This window comes from Chryseobacterium sp. MDT2-18, assembly GCF_030815285.1.
Lineage (GTDB): Bacteria > Bacteroidota > Bacteroidia > Flavobacteriales > Weeksellaceae > Kaistella > Kaistella salivictor.
On record NZ_JAUSWQ010000003.1, the window covers coordinates 71,361 to 87,090 of the forward strand.

The following is a 15,730-nucleotide window of genomic DNA, read 5'->3' on the forward strand; positions in this document are numbered from 1 at the left end:
TTTCACCAATTATTTATAGTTTTTCCAAATTTGGAAGTAATGATTTAATCCTTTTTTATCACTATTATATCATAATTCCTATGTCTGGAAACTAAAAAATATTCTGTTCCATATAGCAGCAATTACTTTAACAAATCAATTTCTATTATATTATTATCTCTTCTGATTCTTTCAAGTAGATTTTTCTCTATTTCCCGTATGATTTCTGTGCCTGTTCGAAATTTACCGTCTGCATTTCTTTGATCCGGTATTCTTCCAATTAAGTTCGCGGGGTTCTTTCTATAATTTTGATATACTTTTACATATTGGGGGAAAGTGACATTAACTTCCCTATAATTTTTTACATCTGGATAAATAAAAGCAGTTTCATTATTTTTAATTCCCTTCAATTCGAAAATATGATTTTGCTTTTCATCCTCCACTTTGAAAATCAGTCCAGGTAAATCCTTAAACTTATAGGGTCCATCCTGAATGGGTATATCCGGCGAAAACCAGGCAATCCATTTTCGTCCGCCAAATTCAGAGGTTGCTTTCTGAACTTTGTGATCTAAAATATTTGAAAACTCGTTGATGAGTTCCCACTTAAAGTTAATTTCCTGTTTTATATTGTATCGATCATAGACAAGTCTCTTGATATGCATGATTTGATTCGAATTAGGACTTTTGATAATCCGATCATAAATCATCTCTTTATTGGGAGGCATCGTCATAAGCCCTTTTTTGCTGTCTGCTAAAAGGGTAGAATCAGAATTATATTGGGCAAAACTAAAATATTCTGATCGATCTTTTCCAATATCCAGAATCATCATTTCAGTTATTACATTTTCCGCAATTGTAGAATCCGGTATAAATTTATATTCGTACACAAACTGTTTTGATTGAGAGGAATACAAAAGGGAAAGAAATAGAAATATTAAGGGGAATTTGTTCATTTTTTTTCAATTGTTTTGCAATTATTGTCATTTTAAAACTACAAATAATACTTGGATAAAAATGAAAATATCGAAATTGATAAAACTTTAAAAAATGTGCTTTCCACTTATTTTCAAACCAATTAAAATCGATGTTATGTAAAATGTATCATTGTGAAAAAACTGCTTAAAAATACGAAAATTTTATACCGGCAATAAACTTAATAAAGCGGAAAAACATTCTACAAGCCCAGAATAACATTGCCATTCCTGCAAAATAATAACATTGATTGCGGGAAATTACTTTGTTGTTTTTTCTTTTTCCTCAAATAACAAACCACCTGAAATGATAGCCCCGATGGGAGCGGCATCCTATTGTGGAGCGTAGCGGGAACAATAGATATAGCGGACAGCGGGACGGGTTTCTATAAAAAATCGAAATTCCGGTGCTCCTGAAAATTCTAGTTAATTCTCTTCTTTACGAAAACCATATACGACATATACAGCAACGGAAGTGCCATGATTCCTAAGTAAAATGCGTTCTCGATAGCCCGCTCCGGCTGCAAAGCTACGGCATAAATCAAACCGAAAAATGCGCCGCCTAGATGCGCAGCATGTCCGACATTGTCATGCTGTTTCGGATTCAGCATCATGTAAACGGAATAGGCGAAATAGGCGAATCCGAAAATATAGCCCGGAATGGCAATCGGTATAAAGAAAAAGTAAATCCCTAAATCGGGAATCATCGCAATGGAGGCAAATAAAATCCCTGAAACTCCACCACTCGCGCCAATCGCAGAATACCAGGACTGATTCTTGTACAGATAAAGCGAGAAAATATTTCCCAAAAGAATGGAGCCAAAATAAACAAGCAGAAAGCCGAACGCTCCAAATGCCTGAACCACAATTGGGCCGAAGAAATACAGCGTCATCATGTTGAACAGCAAATGCATCAGATCGGCGTGCAGAAAACCTGCAGAAATCAAACGCACATATTCTTTGTTGCGAAGGATGGCCCCGACATTGAATTTGTATTTTTCGAAAAGCGCCTGATTGCTAAAGGCGATATAACTGAAAATCGCGGTGCCTGCAATAATAATCAAAAGAACTGGACTCATATTTTTTTATAAAATAAAAGTTTCGAAATCCGAAACTTTGGTTTAAACAATTTCTGAAGTTAAACTTCTTGCTAATAATTTTTCGTGCATGGGTTTCAGCTTTTCTAAATCCCCGGTTTTTACGGTGCATTTGCCTTTGTAATGAACAAGCATGGTACACTGCTCGGCCTGTTCCAGGGTATGACCACAAATTTCGATCAGTGCTTCGATGACGTAATCAAAAGTATTGACATCGTCATTCCACAAAATCAGTTTATAAACTTCGTCTTCTCTTTCCAGAACCGCGATATCTTCTTCGGTTTCCCGTTTCGGATTTTCGTAATCCTTTATATTGGCCGGAATATTATAATGTAAACCCATTTCTTTAATTTTAAAAATCACTTTTCTTTACATTAAATTTCTCCTATTTCATTAGACAAATCATTCATGATGCGTGGTTCGTTGTAGGTTAATTCCACCAGATCCACACTTTTATTCTGCATTTTCAGAATTTTAACATGGTAGTTATTGATATTAAATTCCTCATTTTCAGCTGGAATATCTTCCAGTTCATGCAGGATAAACCCGGCCAACGTGTTGTATTCGCCGTCATCTGACAACGGAAACATTTTGGGTAATTTTTCATTGATTTCATCTAAAGGCTGTGTTGCCTTAACCCAGAAAACATTCTCTCCCACTTTGTCAACAATTCTTTCTTCATCGTCTTCTTCATCCTGTATTTCGCCGACCAATTCCTCTAAAATGTCTTCCAAAGTAACAATTCCTTCGGTACCTCCAAATTCGTCAATAACTACGGCTAAATGCTGCTTTTTCTGCTGGAAGACTTTCAGCAGGTCAGAAATCTTTTTACTCCCGACCACAAAGAATGCATCCCGCATCAAATCTTTTAAATCATCATGATCGATTTCACCTTTTCTCTTCACATATTCACGGATAATTTCTTTGGCGTAAAATATCCCGATGATATTGTCAATAGAATCCTGATAAACCGGAAGTCTGGAATACCCGCCTTCCATAATGATATTAATGATATCCTCGATTGGCAGTTCGATATCAATCGACGAGATATTCTGTCTGGGAATCATGATTTGCTTTGCGGAGTGATCTGTAAAATCGAACGCATTTTTAATGATTTCGTAATTCTCTTCTTCGATTTCCCCTGAGTCAGCAGATTGTTTTACAAGCAACTGCAATTCTTCAGTGGAGTGAATTTCCTGTTCTGAAGCAGGGTGAATTTTCACCAAACGCAGAAAAGCATTCGACATGTGATTCATCGACCAGATAAACGGTTTGAACACGGTATAGAAAACCCGTAAAGGAACCGCAATAAACATAGCGGTCTGCTCAGATTTTCGGATTGCAATTGATTTAGGAATTAATTCACCAAACACGATATGCATGATCGTAATAATCAGGAAGCTCAGAATAAGTGAAATGGTGGTAATCGTACTGTCTGCCACTGCTACATTAAAATAGTGGAAGAGATTTTCGATCACGTGATGCATCGCACTTTCACCCACCCAACCTAAAGCAAGGGATGCTAAGGTAATTCCTAACTGTGTAGCAGAAAGGTATTCATCCAGATGCTTTATCAGATGCTCCGCCTGCTTTGCCATGGCGTTCCCCTCGGCGGCTTTTAATTGAATCTGAGAGTACCGGACTTTAACGATTGAGAATTCTGCGGCTACAAAAAAACCATTCAGTACTACTAAAAATACAGCTAAAAAAAGCTTAATTATGTCAGAATCCATTTAGAAATTTAAAAATATTGCGACAAAGATACGTAAATAAAATAATTAATATTAACTATTCTGAGAATAGGAACTGAAGTTTACTCCAAATAAAAAGCACCGATCAATGATGGTGCTTTTCAGTTTTATAAAAGAAAACTATTCTTTTCTTAGAAGTTATGAATTTTTCAATGCTTCTGCACCTCCTACAATTTCCAAAATCTCGTTGGTAATTGCAGCCTGACGGGCCTTATTATAGAATATTTTAAGATCATTTCTCAATGCTTCTGCGTTGTCGGTCGCTTTGTGCATCGCAGTCATTCTGGCACCGTGTTCTGAAGCTACCGAATCCAAAATCGCTTTGTAAACCTGAGTTTTTATCGACTTCGGCATTAATACTTCTAAAATTTCTTTCGCCGTAGGCTCAAAGATATAATCGGTATTGGAAACTTCGGTTTTTTCCGGTAATGCGATCGGCAACAACTGTTCTTTAATAACTTCCTGTGTAGCCGCATTGATGAACTTATTGTAAATCAAATATACTTTGTCAAAACTTCCTTCACGGAAATCTTTCATTACGTTTTCTACAAAATTGGAAACGACCTCGAAGCTCATGCCATCGAAAATAGCACTTTGATTATCGTACACTTTTCTGCTTCTGCGAACCGCGTCATATACTTTTTTACCAATGGTAAGAATTTCGATCTCATGCGCTGCATTTGCAACCGAGAGATTCAATTCTTTGATTACCGCAGAGTTAAATGCGCCGGCAAGACCTTTATTAGAAGTGACAACGATGTAAAGAACTTTGTTCACTTCTCTTTCTTCGGTGTAGCCCGACACGCCTTCTAAATCTACCGTGGAACTTACATTCTCTATAATTTCCTGTAATTTTTCTGAGTAAGGTCTCAACATGACAATTGCATCGGTTGCTTTCTTCAGTTTCGCTGCCGAAACCATTTTCATCGCACTCGTAATCTGCATTGTCGAAGAGATTGAAGTAATTCTTCCTCGTATTTCTTTTAAGTTTGCCATTCTATGAAGTCAATGTTTAAAATTCAGTATTCAAGAATAAAATCATGAATACTGAAAATTGAATATTTTTTAGTTGTATTTCGATGCTAATTCTACAGCGGCCTGTTTCAGAATATCTGTAATCGAGTTGTCAATTTTTCCGGATTTAATGGCTGCCATTGTTTCAGGATATTTTGATCTCAGGAACGCTACATATTCTATCTGGAATTCTTTCACTTTATTGATTGGGATATTTCTCAACAGGTTTTCTGTTCCAGCATAAATCATCGCAACCTGGCTATCCACAGGAAGTGGAGAATTTACCGGTTGTTTCAGGATTTCTACGTTTCTTTCCCCTTTAGAAATAACTGCCTGCGTGGAAGCATCTAAGTCTGAACCAAATTTAGCAAATGCTTCCAGTTCTTTATATTGTGCCTGATCCAGTTTCAAAGTTCCGGAAACTTTTTTCATTGATTTAATCTGAGCATTACCTCCAACACGCGATACAGAAATACCTACGTTAATTGCCGGACGGACTCCTGAGTTAAACAAATCGGTTTCAAGGAAAATCTGACCGTCTGTAATCGAAATTACGTTGGTAGGAATATACGCTGAAACGTCACCTGCCTGAGTTTCGATAATCGGAAGTGCGGTTAAAGAACCTCCTCCTTTTACCAAAGGTCTCAATGAATCCGGTAAATCATTCATCTGTGCTGCAATCGTATCATCTTTGATGATTTTTGCTGCTCTCTCCAATAATCTGGAGTGAAGGTAGAAAACGTCTCCCGGATAAGCTTCACGGCCCGGTGGTCTTCTCAACAAAAGAGAAAGTTCACGGTAAGCCACCGCCTGTTTCGATAAATCATCATAGATAATCAATGCCGGTCTACCGGTATCACGGAAGAATTCACCGATCGCTGCTCCGGCCATTGGTGCATAAACCTGCATCGGTGCAGGATCAGAAGCGTTCGCTGCTACGATGACCGTATATGCTAAAGCGCCTTTGTCTTCTAATGTTTTTACAATCTGAGCAACAGTCGAACCTTTTTGTCCAATCGCTACATATATACAGAATACAGGTTCACCTGCATCATAAAATTCTCTTTGATTAATAATCGTGTCAATCGCTACCACAGTTTTCCCTGTCTGACGGTCACCGATGATTAATTCTCTTTGTCCTCTTCCTACAGGAATCATCGAGTCAATCGCAACGATACCGGTTTGCAACGGTTCAGTTACCGGCTGACGGAAAATTACTCCCGGAGCTTTTCTTTCCAATGGCAATTCATACGTTTCACCAGTGATTGGTCCTTTACCGTCAATAGGATTCCCTAAGGTATCTACTACTCTTCCCAACATTCCCTCACCAACTTTAATCGATGAAATTCTTTGAGTTCTGTTAACCGTGTCACCTTCTTTTACTAATTTGGATTCCCCCAAAAGAGCGACCCCAACGTTGTCTTCAGCAAGGTTAAGAACGATTCCTTCAACACCGCTTTGGAATTTTACCAATTCACCGTACTGAACATTTTCTAAACCGTACACTAAAGCGATACCATCACCGATGGTTAATACCGTTCCTACTTCTTCTACATTCGACTGCGTCTCGAAGTTGGCTAGCTGCTGTTTAAGAATTGCAGATACTTCTGCCGGATTTATTTCTGCCATTTTATGGTTGTTTTTGTCTTAATTTAATTGAAATTCTTTTTTCAGTCGGCTTAATTTTGATTTCACCGATGCGTCTACCTGCTGATCGCCCACCCGTAAAATATATCCTCCTAAGAGCTCAGGATTGATGATAGATTTTACATCGAACTGGTTATTATGATTAACAAGGCTGGTAGATTTCAGAATATTTTTAATATTTTCATCAGAAAGTGCGGTTGCAGAAGTCAGCGTAATTCTCTGTACGCCGTTCATATCATCCACTTTATTAATAAATTCCTGTCCGATATTGATCAACTGTGCTTCCCGGCCATGCTTGATAACCAATTGGATTAAATTTCTGGTCACAGGAGAAAAGCTCTTAAAAATCTCTTCGGAAACACTTATTTTTTTCTTCACCTCGATAATCGGCGAATGGAAAAAGCTCTGCAACTCTTTTGATTTCTCTATGGTATTTACCAGGTCCTTCATTTCACCAAAAACAGAAGCTGTACTTCCTGATTCCTGGGTAAAATTCAGTAAACCCTGTGCATACCTTTTTGCAACTTTACTTGTACGCATACTAGTTTAAGTTAGAAGTATTAAGGATGTTTGCTACCAATGCATCCTGTGCACCATCGTTATCCAGTTTCTGTTTCAAAATAGATTCTGCAATGTTTACAGACAAGGTACCGATTTGGTTCTTGATGTCTGAAACAGCAGCTGATTTTTCAGCCTGAATTGTCTGTCTGGCAGCGTCAATCATTTTATCGCCTTCTGCTTTTGCAAGACCTTTGGCTTCCCCTACAATTCTGTCTCTGATATCTCTGGCTTCTTTTAAAATCTGATCACGTTCAACTTTTGCCTCACGGATGATGATTTCGTTTTCAGCTTTAAGGTTTTCAACTTCCTGTCTCGCCAATTTTGCCTGGTTCAAAGAATCTACAATGGTAACTTCTCTTTCGTTAATTGCAGTTAAAATTGGTTTCCATGCAAACTTTGCCAATAAAAACAAAAGGATCAAAAAGGTTAAAGTCATCCAAAACAATAAGCCAATTCCCGGTTCTATCATAATTGTAATTTTTTTGTAATTTTTTTTCTATATGGAATTTAAAAAACTCTTAGCAGAGCCAACCGCGCTGCTAAGAATTAGTTTCTGAGGTTTCTTATTTTACGAACGCTCCAAAGATGATCGCGATCAAACCAGCACCCTCGATAAGTCCTGCAGCAATAAGCATTGCTCCCTGGATTTTACCTGCCTGCTCTGGTTGTCTTGCAATAGCATCCATTGCATGTCCACCGATTTTACCAATACCTAGACCAACGCCTAATACTGCTAATCCGATTCCAACGTAAATAAGTCCAGTTCCTTGTGAAATGATTTCCATAATAAAAAAATATATAGGTTAAAAATATTCTAAATTAAATACTAATGCGCTCCTTCGTGTTCGTGCTCCTGTACTGCGATCCCAATAAACAAAGCCGAAAGAACGGTAAAAATATACGCCTGTAAAGCTGCTACCAATAATTCCAATACTCCGATGAATAATCCAAGTGGAACAGAAGCAAAACCTAAAAGCGGTGTTTTAAAGATAAAGATCAGTGACATAATCGCCAATACCATAATGTGACCTGCAGTGATATTCGCAAAGAGACGCATCATTAAAGCAAATGGTTTTGTGAAAATCCCGATGATTTCAATCGGCACCATGATCGGATATAATAATAATGGCACTGGTGGCATAAAAATATGTTTCCAGTAATCTTTGTTGGCACTGAAGATGGTAATTAATAAAGTAATAATAGCCAAAACCGCAGTGGTCGCAATGTTTCCGGTCAGGTTATAACCAAACGGCGCGAAAGGAATCAAACCAAACATATTATTAAACCAGATAAAGAAAAATACGGTTAATAAATAAGGCATGTATTTCTTATACTTTTTCGCACCAATATTTGGAATCGCTACTTCGTCTCTGATAAAAAGAATAACCGGCTCCATAAATCTGCCAAATCCGCTGGGAACTAAAGATTTCCCATATCCTCTTGCCATTCCTACAAAGACAAGCAACATGAAAAAGATGGAGATAAAAATCGCAGCCACATTTTTCGTAATCGAGAAATCATAAAAAGCGTTTGCTTCTGTTTGCTTTCCGCTCATTACAGAAAATAATTTGGCCTGTTCCAACCCCTGTGTAGATTTTACAATACCGTTTTCTAAAGTATAACCCTCATGTTCGTGACCGTGAGCAATCGCACTCGACATAAACATGTGAAGCCCGTTTTTATCTTTGATAATAACAGGTAAAGGAATAGAAATATGTTTTTCCTCTGCAGTTCCTTCGTTCAAAGTTAAGATATGCCACTCATTAGCGTCGCTAATGTGACTCATAATCATCTCCTTCGCATCGAATTTTTGATTATCCTCTACGATTGTCTGTTCTAAACTCTCAGGGGTCTTGGCTTCAACTTCTTGCTGTGCATAAGTGAAAACACTTGAAAGCGTTAGAAATAAAACGAAAAATAAAGAAGAAATTCTCTTGTTCATAGGTCAAATTTATCGGTTTGCAAATATATTGATTTTATTAAAACCCACCAATATTAAAAATTGATTTTTATCAGTTATTTTCAGGAACGGTTTAATAATCGGATTACTTTGAAATATAAGGCAAAAGAAGTCACCAAAAAGATTCCAATAAGAACTAAGAAATTGGTTTGATCGGTCTCTAAATTAATCAACCAGTACCCTACCCAAATAATGTCTTTAAATATATTGATCATTAAAAATAACATGGCAGGATTTTCTGTTTTCATCAGATATTTTTTGAAAATGTAGAACATAATTACATTTAAGCAAGCTGCTGAAAGGAATAATAAAGCGATAGTCAGGATATTCATCTGGCAAAAATAAGCAACTTTACGATAATTCTACGAAATCCGATATTACGAAATGTGCGATGTCAATAAATTAGTAACAAAAACGAAACTGACATTCACCCTGTCTCCCTGCTGGCAAAGTCCCCGACTTTGAGCAATAATAACAAAACCTACAGGAGCAATTCAATCTAACACCGCTGCCGCACACATCCTCATTTCTATATTAGATCAATTGGATCCAAGGTTTATGGAGAAAACAGTGAGATTTTAATGCGTTGGACCTGAGCATTTGTGCCGTTCTTTCACAATTATTATTTATATTTGTAAGTGATATTTCGATTTACTGATCTGTATCGTTCTCCCGACAGGTCACGTTCCACTCTCCAAGTGCGCTACTCCATAGCGAGTCCATAGCAACTCCATAACCACACCAGTAATTTTATAGTTAAACCATTAACTTACAGTATATTAATTTAAGGCTTAGATACTCTGTAAGGTCAAGGATCCCACTAACAAGCTGGGATGATGGCAGGAACCTCAAAAAACGGTAATCTAAGCGGAGTTTAAGGAAGCCTGGGAATCAGTTTCCTTATTTGCTCTTTTGAAAGACTTAAAAGAAATATCCCTTTTTTGCCCTTTGTGGTTTTTGCGGTTTTTAAAACAAATTTAAACAGACACTAAAAATTAAGATCTAATTAAATTTTTTAAACTAATTTTTGGACACGAAAATCCTTCTTTCTGTAATTTCATTGTCATGAACTCCTCATGAACTATCCATGAAGTATCCATGAAGCATCCATGAAGCATCCCAGGAAGAACTATGGAGTATCGCGAAAAGACATTTTCTCGCTAACCCCTCTTGGTAGCACGTCCGAAATAACAGCAAGAATTGCGCAAATAATCATGCTTTAATCGGATCTATAATCCTATCGATTTCCATTGGGTAAAAATCTGGTAACTCTTCTACTTCTCCTTGCTAAAATTTCAATTTCAATTCCGCAAATATTTATGTATTTTTGCAACTCTTAAAGAAAAATTATGTTCAACAGCTTACAGGATAAATTAGACAAAGCGCTTCAGAATATTTCAGGGCGCGGGAAAATTTCAGAAATCAACGTTGCAGAAACGGTAAAGGAAATCCGCCGCGCGTTGGTGGATGCCGACGTTAATTACAAAGTAGCGAAAGACCTCACCAAGAGAGTTCAGGACAAAGCACTCGGGCAAAATGTACTGACCAGTTTAACGCCGGGACAGTTAATGACCAAAATCGTTCATGACGAACTGGTAGAATTAATGGGAAGCACCCACGAAGGAATTAATCTTTCCGGCAAACCAAGTGTGATCTTAATCGCCGGTTTACAGGGATCGGGTAAAACCACCTTTTCCGGAAAATTAGCGAACTATTTAAAACTGAAAAAAAATAAAAAACCGCTTTTGGTGGCTTGTGACGTTTACCGTCCGGCCGCAATTGAGCAGTTGAAAATATTGGGCTCCCAAACCGGCATTCCTGTTTATACAGAAGAAGGCGCATTGAATCCTTCGTCGATCGCAGAAAATGCGGTGAAGTTTGCGAAAGAAAATGGCCACGATGTCGTCATTGTGGATACGGCAGGCCGTTTGGCGATTGATGAGCAGATGATGAACGAAATAAAATCGGTTCATTATTTCATTAAACCTGATGAAACGCTTTTCGTAGTAGATTCCATGACCGGTCAGGATGCGGTGAATACGGCAAAAGCCTTTAACGAAGCTTTAAACTTTGACGGTGTTGTTTTGACCAAATTAGATGGTGATACGCGTGGTGGTGCTGCTCTGACCATCCGTTCCGTCGTAGAGAAACCGATTAAGTTTATCTCGACCGGAGAAAAAATGGAGGCGCTGGATATTTTCTATCCGGAAAGAATGGCCGACAGAATCCTGGGAATGGGTGACGTGGTATCATTAGTAGAAAGAGCGCAGGAACAGTTTGACGAAGAAGAAGCCAAAAAGCTTCATAAAAAAATTGCCAAAAATGAATTTGGTTTCGATGATTTCTTAAAACAAATCAATCAGATCAAAAAAATGGGGAATATGAAAGATTTGATGGGGATGATTCCGGGCGTGGGCAAAGCCATCAAAGATGTCGATATTCAGGATGACGCCTTTAAACATATTGAAGCCATCATTCATTCCATGACGCCGGAAGAAAGAAGAAGACCTTCTATTATTAATACCCAGAGAAAAACCAGAATTGCCAAAGGTGCCGGAAGAAAAATCGAGGATGTGAATGCTTTGATGAAACAGTTCGACCAAATGGGCAAAATGATGAAGATGATGCAGGGACCACAAGGAAAACAAATGATGGAAATGATGAGCAAAGGAATGCCGAAAGTCCCGGGAATGGGCGGCGGTAATTTATTTGGAAGATAATTTAAACTTTACCTATAAAAAAATCCTGTGTGTTAATAACGCACAGGATTTTTTTTGCATTACAGTCCATATAATGACAAAAGATATTTCTTCTTTAAAAAACTGAACCGGTCTCGGACTTCACAAGGTAATGAAACAAGAAAACGGTCTCACAACGTCAAAACAGTTTTTCTACTTTTAAATGAATTTTATTCAGATTTGTAATCTTTCAGCGACTTGCCTGGTGGCAAGAAAATATTTAAACCTAATCTAAAGTCTATCGCAGAAGTAGTTCCTCTATTTCCAAAACCTAAATTCCCGTTCAGTTTCAGCGAGGCATCCAAGCCGATATCAGAGGTAAGAAAGTACGTATATCCCGGACCAATTCCTAAGTCTAAACCATTTGCCGAAGCTCCGCCATCTGAAACCGTAGTTCCTCCTATTCCCGCATTGCCTTCCACGAAGAACCTGCCGTGTCTCACTAAACTGTCCACTCCTTCTTCTCCTGAAGAAAAATAATACCTGGACAGCGCCCCTACCCCATAAGTAAACGTAGTCGGCGACGATTTTGCTCCGGAAACCCCTAATCTAACGTATGGGCCGACTGCCCAATTATCCTTGACAAAAAAAGCAACTTGCGGCGTCACCTGAAAGCTGTAACCCGCTCCCTTATTGAGTCCGAAATTTGCGGCGGCCACTTCACCACCGACCATCCAATTGGCTTTTTGTAACTGTGCATGAGCAGGATTTCCTAAAAAAGCAAACATCCCTGCCATTAAAATTTTTTTCATAATAATTTTTTTTATGATTTAAATTTCCGTTAATAAAATTATGCTTACCTCAATTATGCTGCAAGAATCAAGCCCTGTATGATCATTCAAGTTGCTATTTTCGATGCTGTTTCAATAAACCAATGGAATGTTTTATCATGAAAGAACAGTTTTTTTCAGGCATTGGAATTTATATTTGCGCATTAACTGCTTTAAAAAGTAATATTGCCCTTATTTAGAGCCTATTTAAATTTTATTCAAGAAAAATTTTATAGCGGATAATTTAACCCTGTTTTCAGAGGTTTACATGATGAATTCATAATTTCTACACCATCTTCTGCCATGATCAAACCAAGAAATGTACGTTCAATAATCCATCTTTTAAGATGGGCTGAAAACCAATTTTCTTCTCATCACTTCCCATCACAACATTAATCAGGTAGCCAAAAAAAAAGCCACTCAACAGAGTGGCTGGTGTTATAAAATTAAAAGAAATTACTGGCCAAAAGAGTATGCATATCCTAAATTAATAGCGCCCGCATTATATCCGGTTTTAGAAACCCCCAAATATCCTACATACACTTCACTTGGCCCGAAATGGTAAGCCGCTTTTGGCTGGAAGTAAAATCCACCTGTACTGTCTCCATTTGAAAAGAGAAAACCATAACCAAGATCAACACCCAAACTGAACTGCGGTGAGATTTTGTATTCTGCTGCTGCCGCAAGTGGAATCATACTTAGAGTATCATAACCACTTTTACCAATCCAGGCAGAATATCCTGTGGCAAGTCCCAAATTAAATTCCGATGCAACCGGCCAAAGGTAAGCTGCATCTACGCCGATTAATACACTACTCGAAGAACTGGAATCACCAACAGGCAACCCGATATGGGCACCCAATTTAAAATTTCCTGCTGTCTGAGCATTTACTGCTCCAAAAAGTGCAATAGCACCCACTAACAATACTTTTTTCATGGTTTTTAATTTTAATTGTTTAGTAAATGTAAAACTATTTTTTAAAAATAACAAAGCTTTAACAAATATTTTATACCGTAAACAATATTCTGATTAAAATAATTTTATCTCGAAAAAACGCAATCACTGTATTCCAAAGGAATTTTTTATTGTATTTAAACAAGCATTTCAGTTTTTTCTATTCGTAGTGTATTTTTTAATGTTGCCAAATTATAAAAATAGAACTCATAGCGATTTTATTGAGATCTTCCCTGATTTTACTTTTTTTTAAAGTAAGAAAGAGATTGATCTGGAAAATCTCCCCTATTCTTCACGCTGTCTTATTTCCTCTTTTACGTACGCATTGATGATTTTACGTACGACCGGATGTCTCACCACATCTTCGTCCGTAAGATGCACGAAGCCAATTTCGCCTACATCTTTCAGGATTCGCATGGCTTCCTTTAAACCGGATTTTTGCCGCATCGGTAAGTCAATCTGCGTTGGATCACCCGTGATGATGAATTTAGCATTCATGCCCATCCTGGTAAGAAACATCTTCATTTGGGAATGGGTCGTGTTCTGTGCCTCATCCAGAATAACGAACGCTTCGTCCAGGGTCCGTCCTCTCATGAAAGCGAGCGGCGCTACTTCAATAATGTTTTTTTCGATAAAACCCTCCAGCTTTTCATGCGGAATCATATCGCGAAGGGCATCATAAAGCGGCTGCAAATAAGGATCTAATTTTTCTTTTAAATCCCCGGGCAGAAAACCAAGACTTTCACCGGCTTCTACGGCGGGTCTGGTCAAAATTATCCTCTTCACTTCTTTATCCCGCAAAGCCCGTACGGCCAGTGCAACGCTGGTATATGTTTTTCCTGTTCCGGCCGGACCGATTGCAAATACCATATCTTTTGTCTGAGAGGCTCTTACCAATTTTTTCAGATTGGTGGTTTTTGCCTTTATGATTTTACCATTCACTCCTTTTACAATAATATCCTGATCGAAAACAATTTCCTTTTCGGCTTCATCTTTCAGACTCAAGATGTTTTCAAAATCCTGTAACGTAATTGAATTGTATTTCGAAATAAAACTCACTACATCATCCAGCTTCGTTTTCAGCACATCGAGTGCATCCCGAGTTCCCAACGCGGAGATCGACTGGTCTCTTCCGGTAATTTTCAGGGTCGGAAATTTTGATTTTAATAAATTAAAATATTGGTTATTGACTCCATAAAAAGTTTTGGCATCGATGCCTTCAATCTCGTATTTCAGTTCAAACATTGATTAGCAGTTTTAATTTTTATTTTTATTAAAAGTATTATTTTTTATTCAAATATCGGGCTAACTTTTCCACAATAAGGCGTTAAATATTTTTTTTAGACTAAATTTGTGCTTTCCTAAAAATAAACATGTCAGTTATCACCTTCACTTCAGATTACGGATTGGTCGATCACAGAGTTGCTGCTGTGAAAGGCACAATTTTGAATTTAAAGGAAGACGTCACCATTGTCGACATTACCCATCAGATACAGGCATACAATCTATTGCAGACCGCGTATATTGTGAGAAATGCCTACTCTTATTTTCCAAAAGGTACGGTACACATTATCTCGGTGGACAGTTTCTACACCAAAGAAAGAAAATGCATTCTTTATAAAGCAGATGATCATTATTTCATCGCTGCGGATAATGGCGTTTTGAGTTTGATTTTCTATGACATCAATCCAGAAGCGGTATATGAGATCACCTTTAATAACCGTTTTGATGATGAAGTCTCATTTACCTCAACCGATATTTTTGCGCCGGTTGCGGTGCATCTTCAAAATGGCGGTTTGCCCGAAGTTATTGGGCGACCTTATAAAAATCCAAAGCAACTATCCTTTCCGCGTGCGGTCTTTATCGAAAGTGAAAAAATGCTGATTGGTGAAATTATGTATATCGATAATTTCGGAAATGTAGTCTCAAATATTACTAAAAAATTCTTTGAGAAAAGCGGAATCGGTTATGAAAACTTTATTTTAAAGTTCAGAAACTTAGCGCTGTCCAGAATACATAATCAATACACGGATCTGGTACACGACTGGACGAAGGAGCAGGAATTTCACGGGAAAGCGGCTGCGGTATTTAACGACGCCGGCTTACTGGAATTGACCATCTATAAAGGAAATGGCGAAAGCGGTGCCAGAACGCTTTTCGGTTTGCAGGTCGGTGAAAGCATTTATATCGAATATCAATAGAAAACCGGTGGTTGCTCCAGACACAGAAAATTCACTTTTTTAAAACCTATTAAAACCGGATTTCCAGTTTATAAGATAATTCCTTTA

General features: G+C 37.9%; 16 protein-coding genes. 2 read left to right on the top strand and 14 right to left on the bottom strand.

Annotation, left to right across the window (positions count from 1 at the left end; genetic code table 11):
* Positions 1-122: 122 nt before the first annotated feature.
* The 11 genes from QF004_RS04210 to QF004_RS04260 all read right to left on the bottom strand — a co-directional run bounded on the left by QF004_RS04210 (position 123) and on the right by QF004_RS04260 (position 9,312).
* Positions 123-932, bottom strand: a complete 810-nt coding sequence (locus tag QF004_RS04210) for a GLPGLI family protein (protein WP_307423095.1) — start codon at positions 930-932, stop codon at positions 123-125.
* A gap of 440 nt (positions 933-1,372) precedes the next feature.
* On the bottom strand, positions 1,373-2,029 hold the full coding sequence (locus tag QF004_RS04215; RefSeq protein ID WP_133440780.1) for a rhomboid family intramembrane serine protease: 657 nt from the start codon (positions 2,027-2,029) through the stop codon (positions 1,373-1,375).
* A gap of 42 nt (positions 2,030-2,071) precedes the next feature.
* Complete coding sequence (locus tag QF004_RS04220) at positions 2,072-2,389, bottom strand: ATP-dependent Clp protease adaptor ClpS (RefSeq protein WP_282905887.1); 318 nt, start codon at positions 2,387-2,389, stop codon at positions 2,072-2,074.
* Positions 2,390-2,421: 32 nt separating this feature from the next.
* Entirely contained in the window at positions 2,422-3,780 is a 1,359-nt protein-coding gene (locus QF004_RS04225; RefSeq protein ID WP_133440782.1) for a hemolysin family protein, read from the bottom strand.
* 156 nt (positions 3,781-3,936) lie between these two features.
* The gene (atpG, locus tag QF004_RS04230) at positions 3,937-4,794 is read right to left on the bottom strand and encodes an ATP synthase F1 subunit gamma (RefSeq protein WP_307423102.1); all 858 of its coding nucleotides are present in this window, start codon (positions 4,792-4,794) and stop codon (positions 3,937-3,939) included.
* Between the two features lie 69 nt (positions 4,795-4,863).
* The gene (atpA, locus tag QF004_RS04235) at positions 4,864-6,441 is read right to left on the bottom strand and encodes a F0F1 ATP synthase subunit alpha (RefSeq protein WP_133440784.1); all 1,578 of its coding nucleotides are present in this window, start codon (positions 6,439-6,441) and stop codon (positions 4,864-4,866) included.
* Positions 6,442-6,459: 18 nt separating this feature from the next.
* A complete protein-coding gene (gene atpH, locus QF004_RS04240) occupies positions 6,460-6,999 on the bottom strand; it encodes an ATP synthase F1 subunit delta (RefSeq protein WP_307423107.1) in 540 nt (179 codons plus the stop codon).
* A 1-nt stretch (position 7,000) separates the two neighbouring features.
* The gene (atpF, locus tag QF004_RS04245) at positions 7,001-7,489 is read right to left on the bottom strand and encodes a F0F1 ATP synthase subunit B (protein WP_307423110.1); all 489 of its coding nucleotides are present in this window, start codon (positions 7,487-7,489) and stop codon (positions 7,001-7,003) included.
* A 94-nt stretch (positions 7,490-7,583) separates the two neighbouring features.
* Complete coding sequence (locus QF004_RS04250; RefSeq protein ID WP_034716508.1) at positions 7,584-7,805, bottom strand: ATP synthase F0 subunit C; 222 nt, start codon at positions 7,803-7,805, stop codon at positions 7,584-7,586.
* A gap of 41 nt (positions 7,806-7,846) precedes the next feature.
* On the bottom strand, positions 7,847-8,962 hold the full coding sequence (atpB, locus tag QF004_RS04255) for a F0F1 ATP synthase subunit A (protein ID WP_307423121.1): 1,116 nt from the start codon (positions 8,960-8,962) through the stop codon (positions 7,847-7,849).
* 80 nt (positions 8,963-9,042) lie between these two features.
* Complete coding sequence (locus tag QF004_RS04260) at positions 9,043-9,312, bottom strand: hypothetical protein (RefSeq protein ID WP_307423123.1); 270 nt, start codon at positions 9,310-9,312, stop codon at positions 9,043-9,045.
* Between the two features lie 1,017 nt (positions 9,313-10,329).
* On the opposite strand from QF004_RS04260, the gene ffh reads away from it, so the two are divergent.
* Complete coding sequence (gene ffh, locus QF004_RS04265) at positions 10,330-11,700, top strand: signal recognition particle protein (protein ID WP_307423126.1); 1,371 nt, start codon at positions 10,330-10,332, stop codon at positions 11,698-11,700.
* Between the two features lie 188 nt (positions 11,701-11,888).
* Here ffh and QF004_RS04270 read toward each other — a convergent pair whose 3' ends face one another.
* The 3 genes from QF004_RS04270 to QF004_RS04280 all read right to left on the bottom strand — a co-directional run bounded on the left by QF004_RS04270 (position 11,889) and on the right by QF004_RS04280 (position 14,687).
* Complete coding sequence (locus QF004_RS04270) at positions 11,889-12,470, bottom strand: hypothetical protein (protein ID WP_246012375.1); 582 nt, start codon at positions 12,468-12,470, stop codon at positions 11,889-11,891.
* Positions 12,471-12,944: 474 nt separating this feature from the next.
* Entirely contained in the window at positions 12,945-13,424 is a 480-nt protein-coding gene (locus QF004_RS04275) for a hypothetical protein (protein WP_307423132.1), read from the bottom strand.
* Positions 13,425-13,727: 303 nt separating this feature from the next.
* Positions 13,728-14,687 carry a PhoH family protein gene (locus QF004_RS04280; RefSeq protein WP_133440793.1) on the bottom strand — a complete coding sequence of 320 codons (960 nt, stop codon included), beginning with the start codon at positions 14,685-14,687 and terminating at the stop codon, positions 13,728-13,730.
* A gap of 128 nt (positions 14,688-14,815) precedes the next feature.
* On the opposite strand from QF004_RS04280, the gene QF004_RS04285 reads away from it, so the two are divergent.
* Positions 14,816-15,643, top strand: a complete 828-nt coding sequence (locus tag QF004_RS04285) for an S-adenosyl-l-methionine hydroxide adenosyltransferase family protein (protein WP_133440794.1) — start codon at positions 14,816-14,818, stop codon at positions 15,641-15,643.
* Positions 15,644-15,730 lie beyond the last annotated feature (87 nt).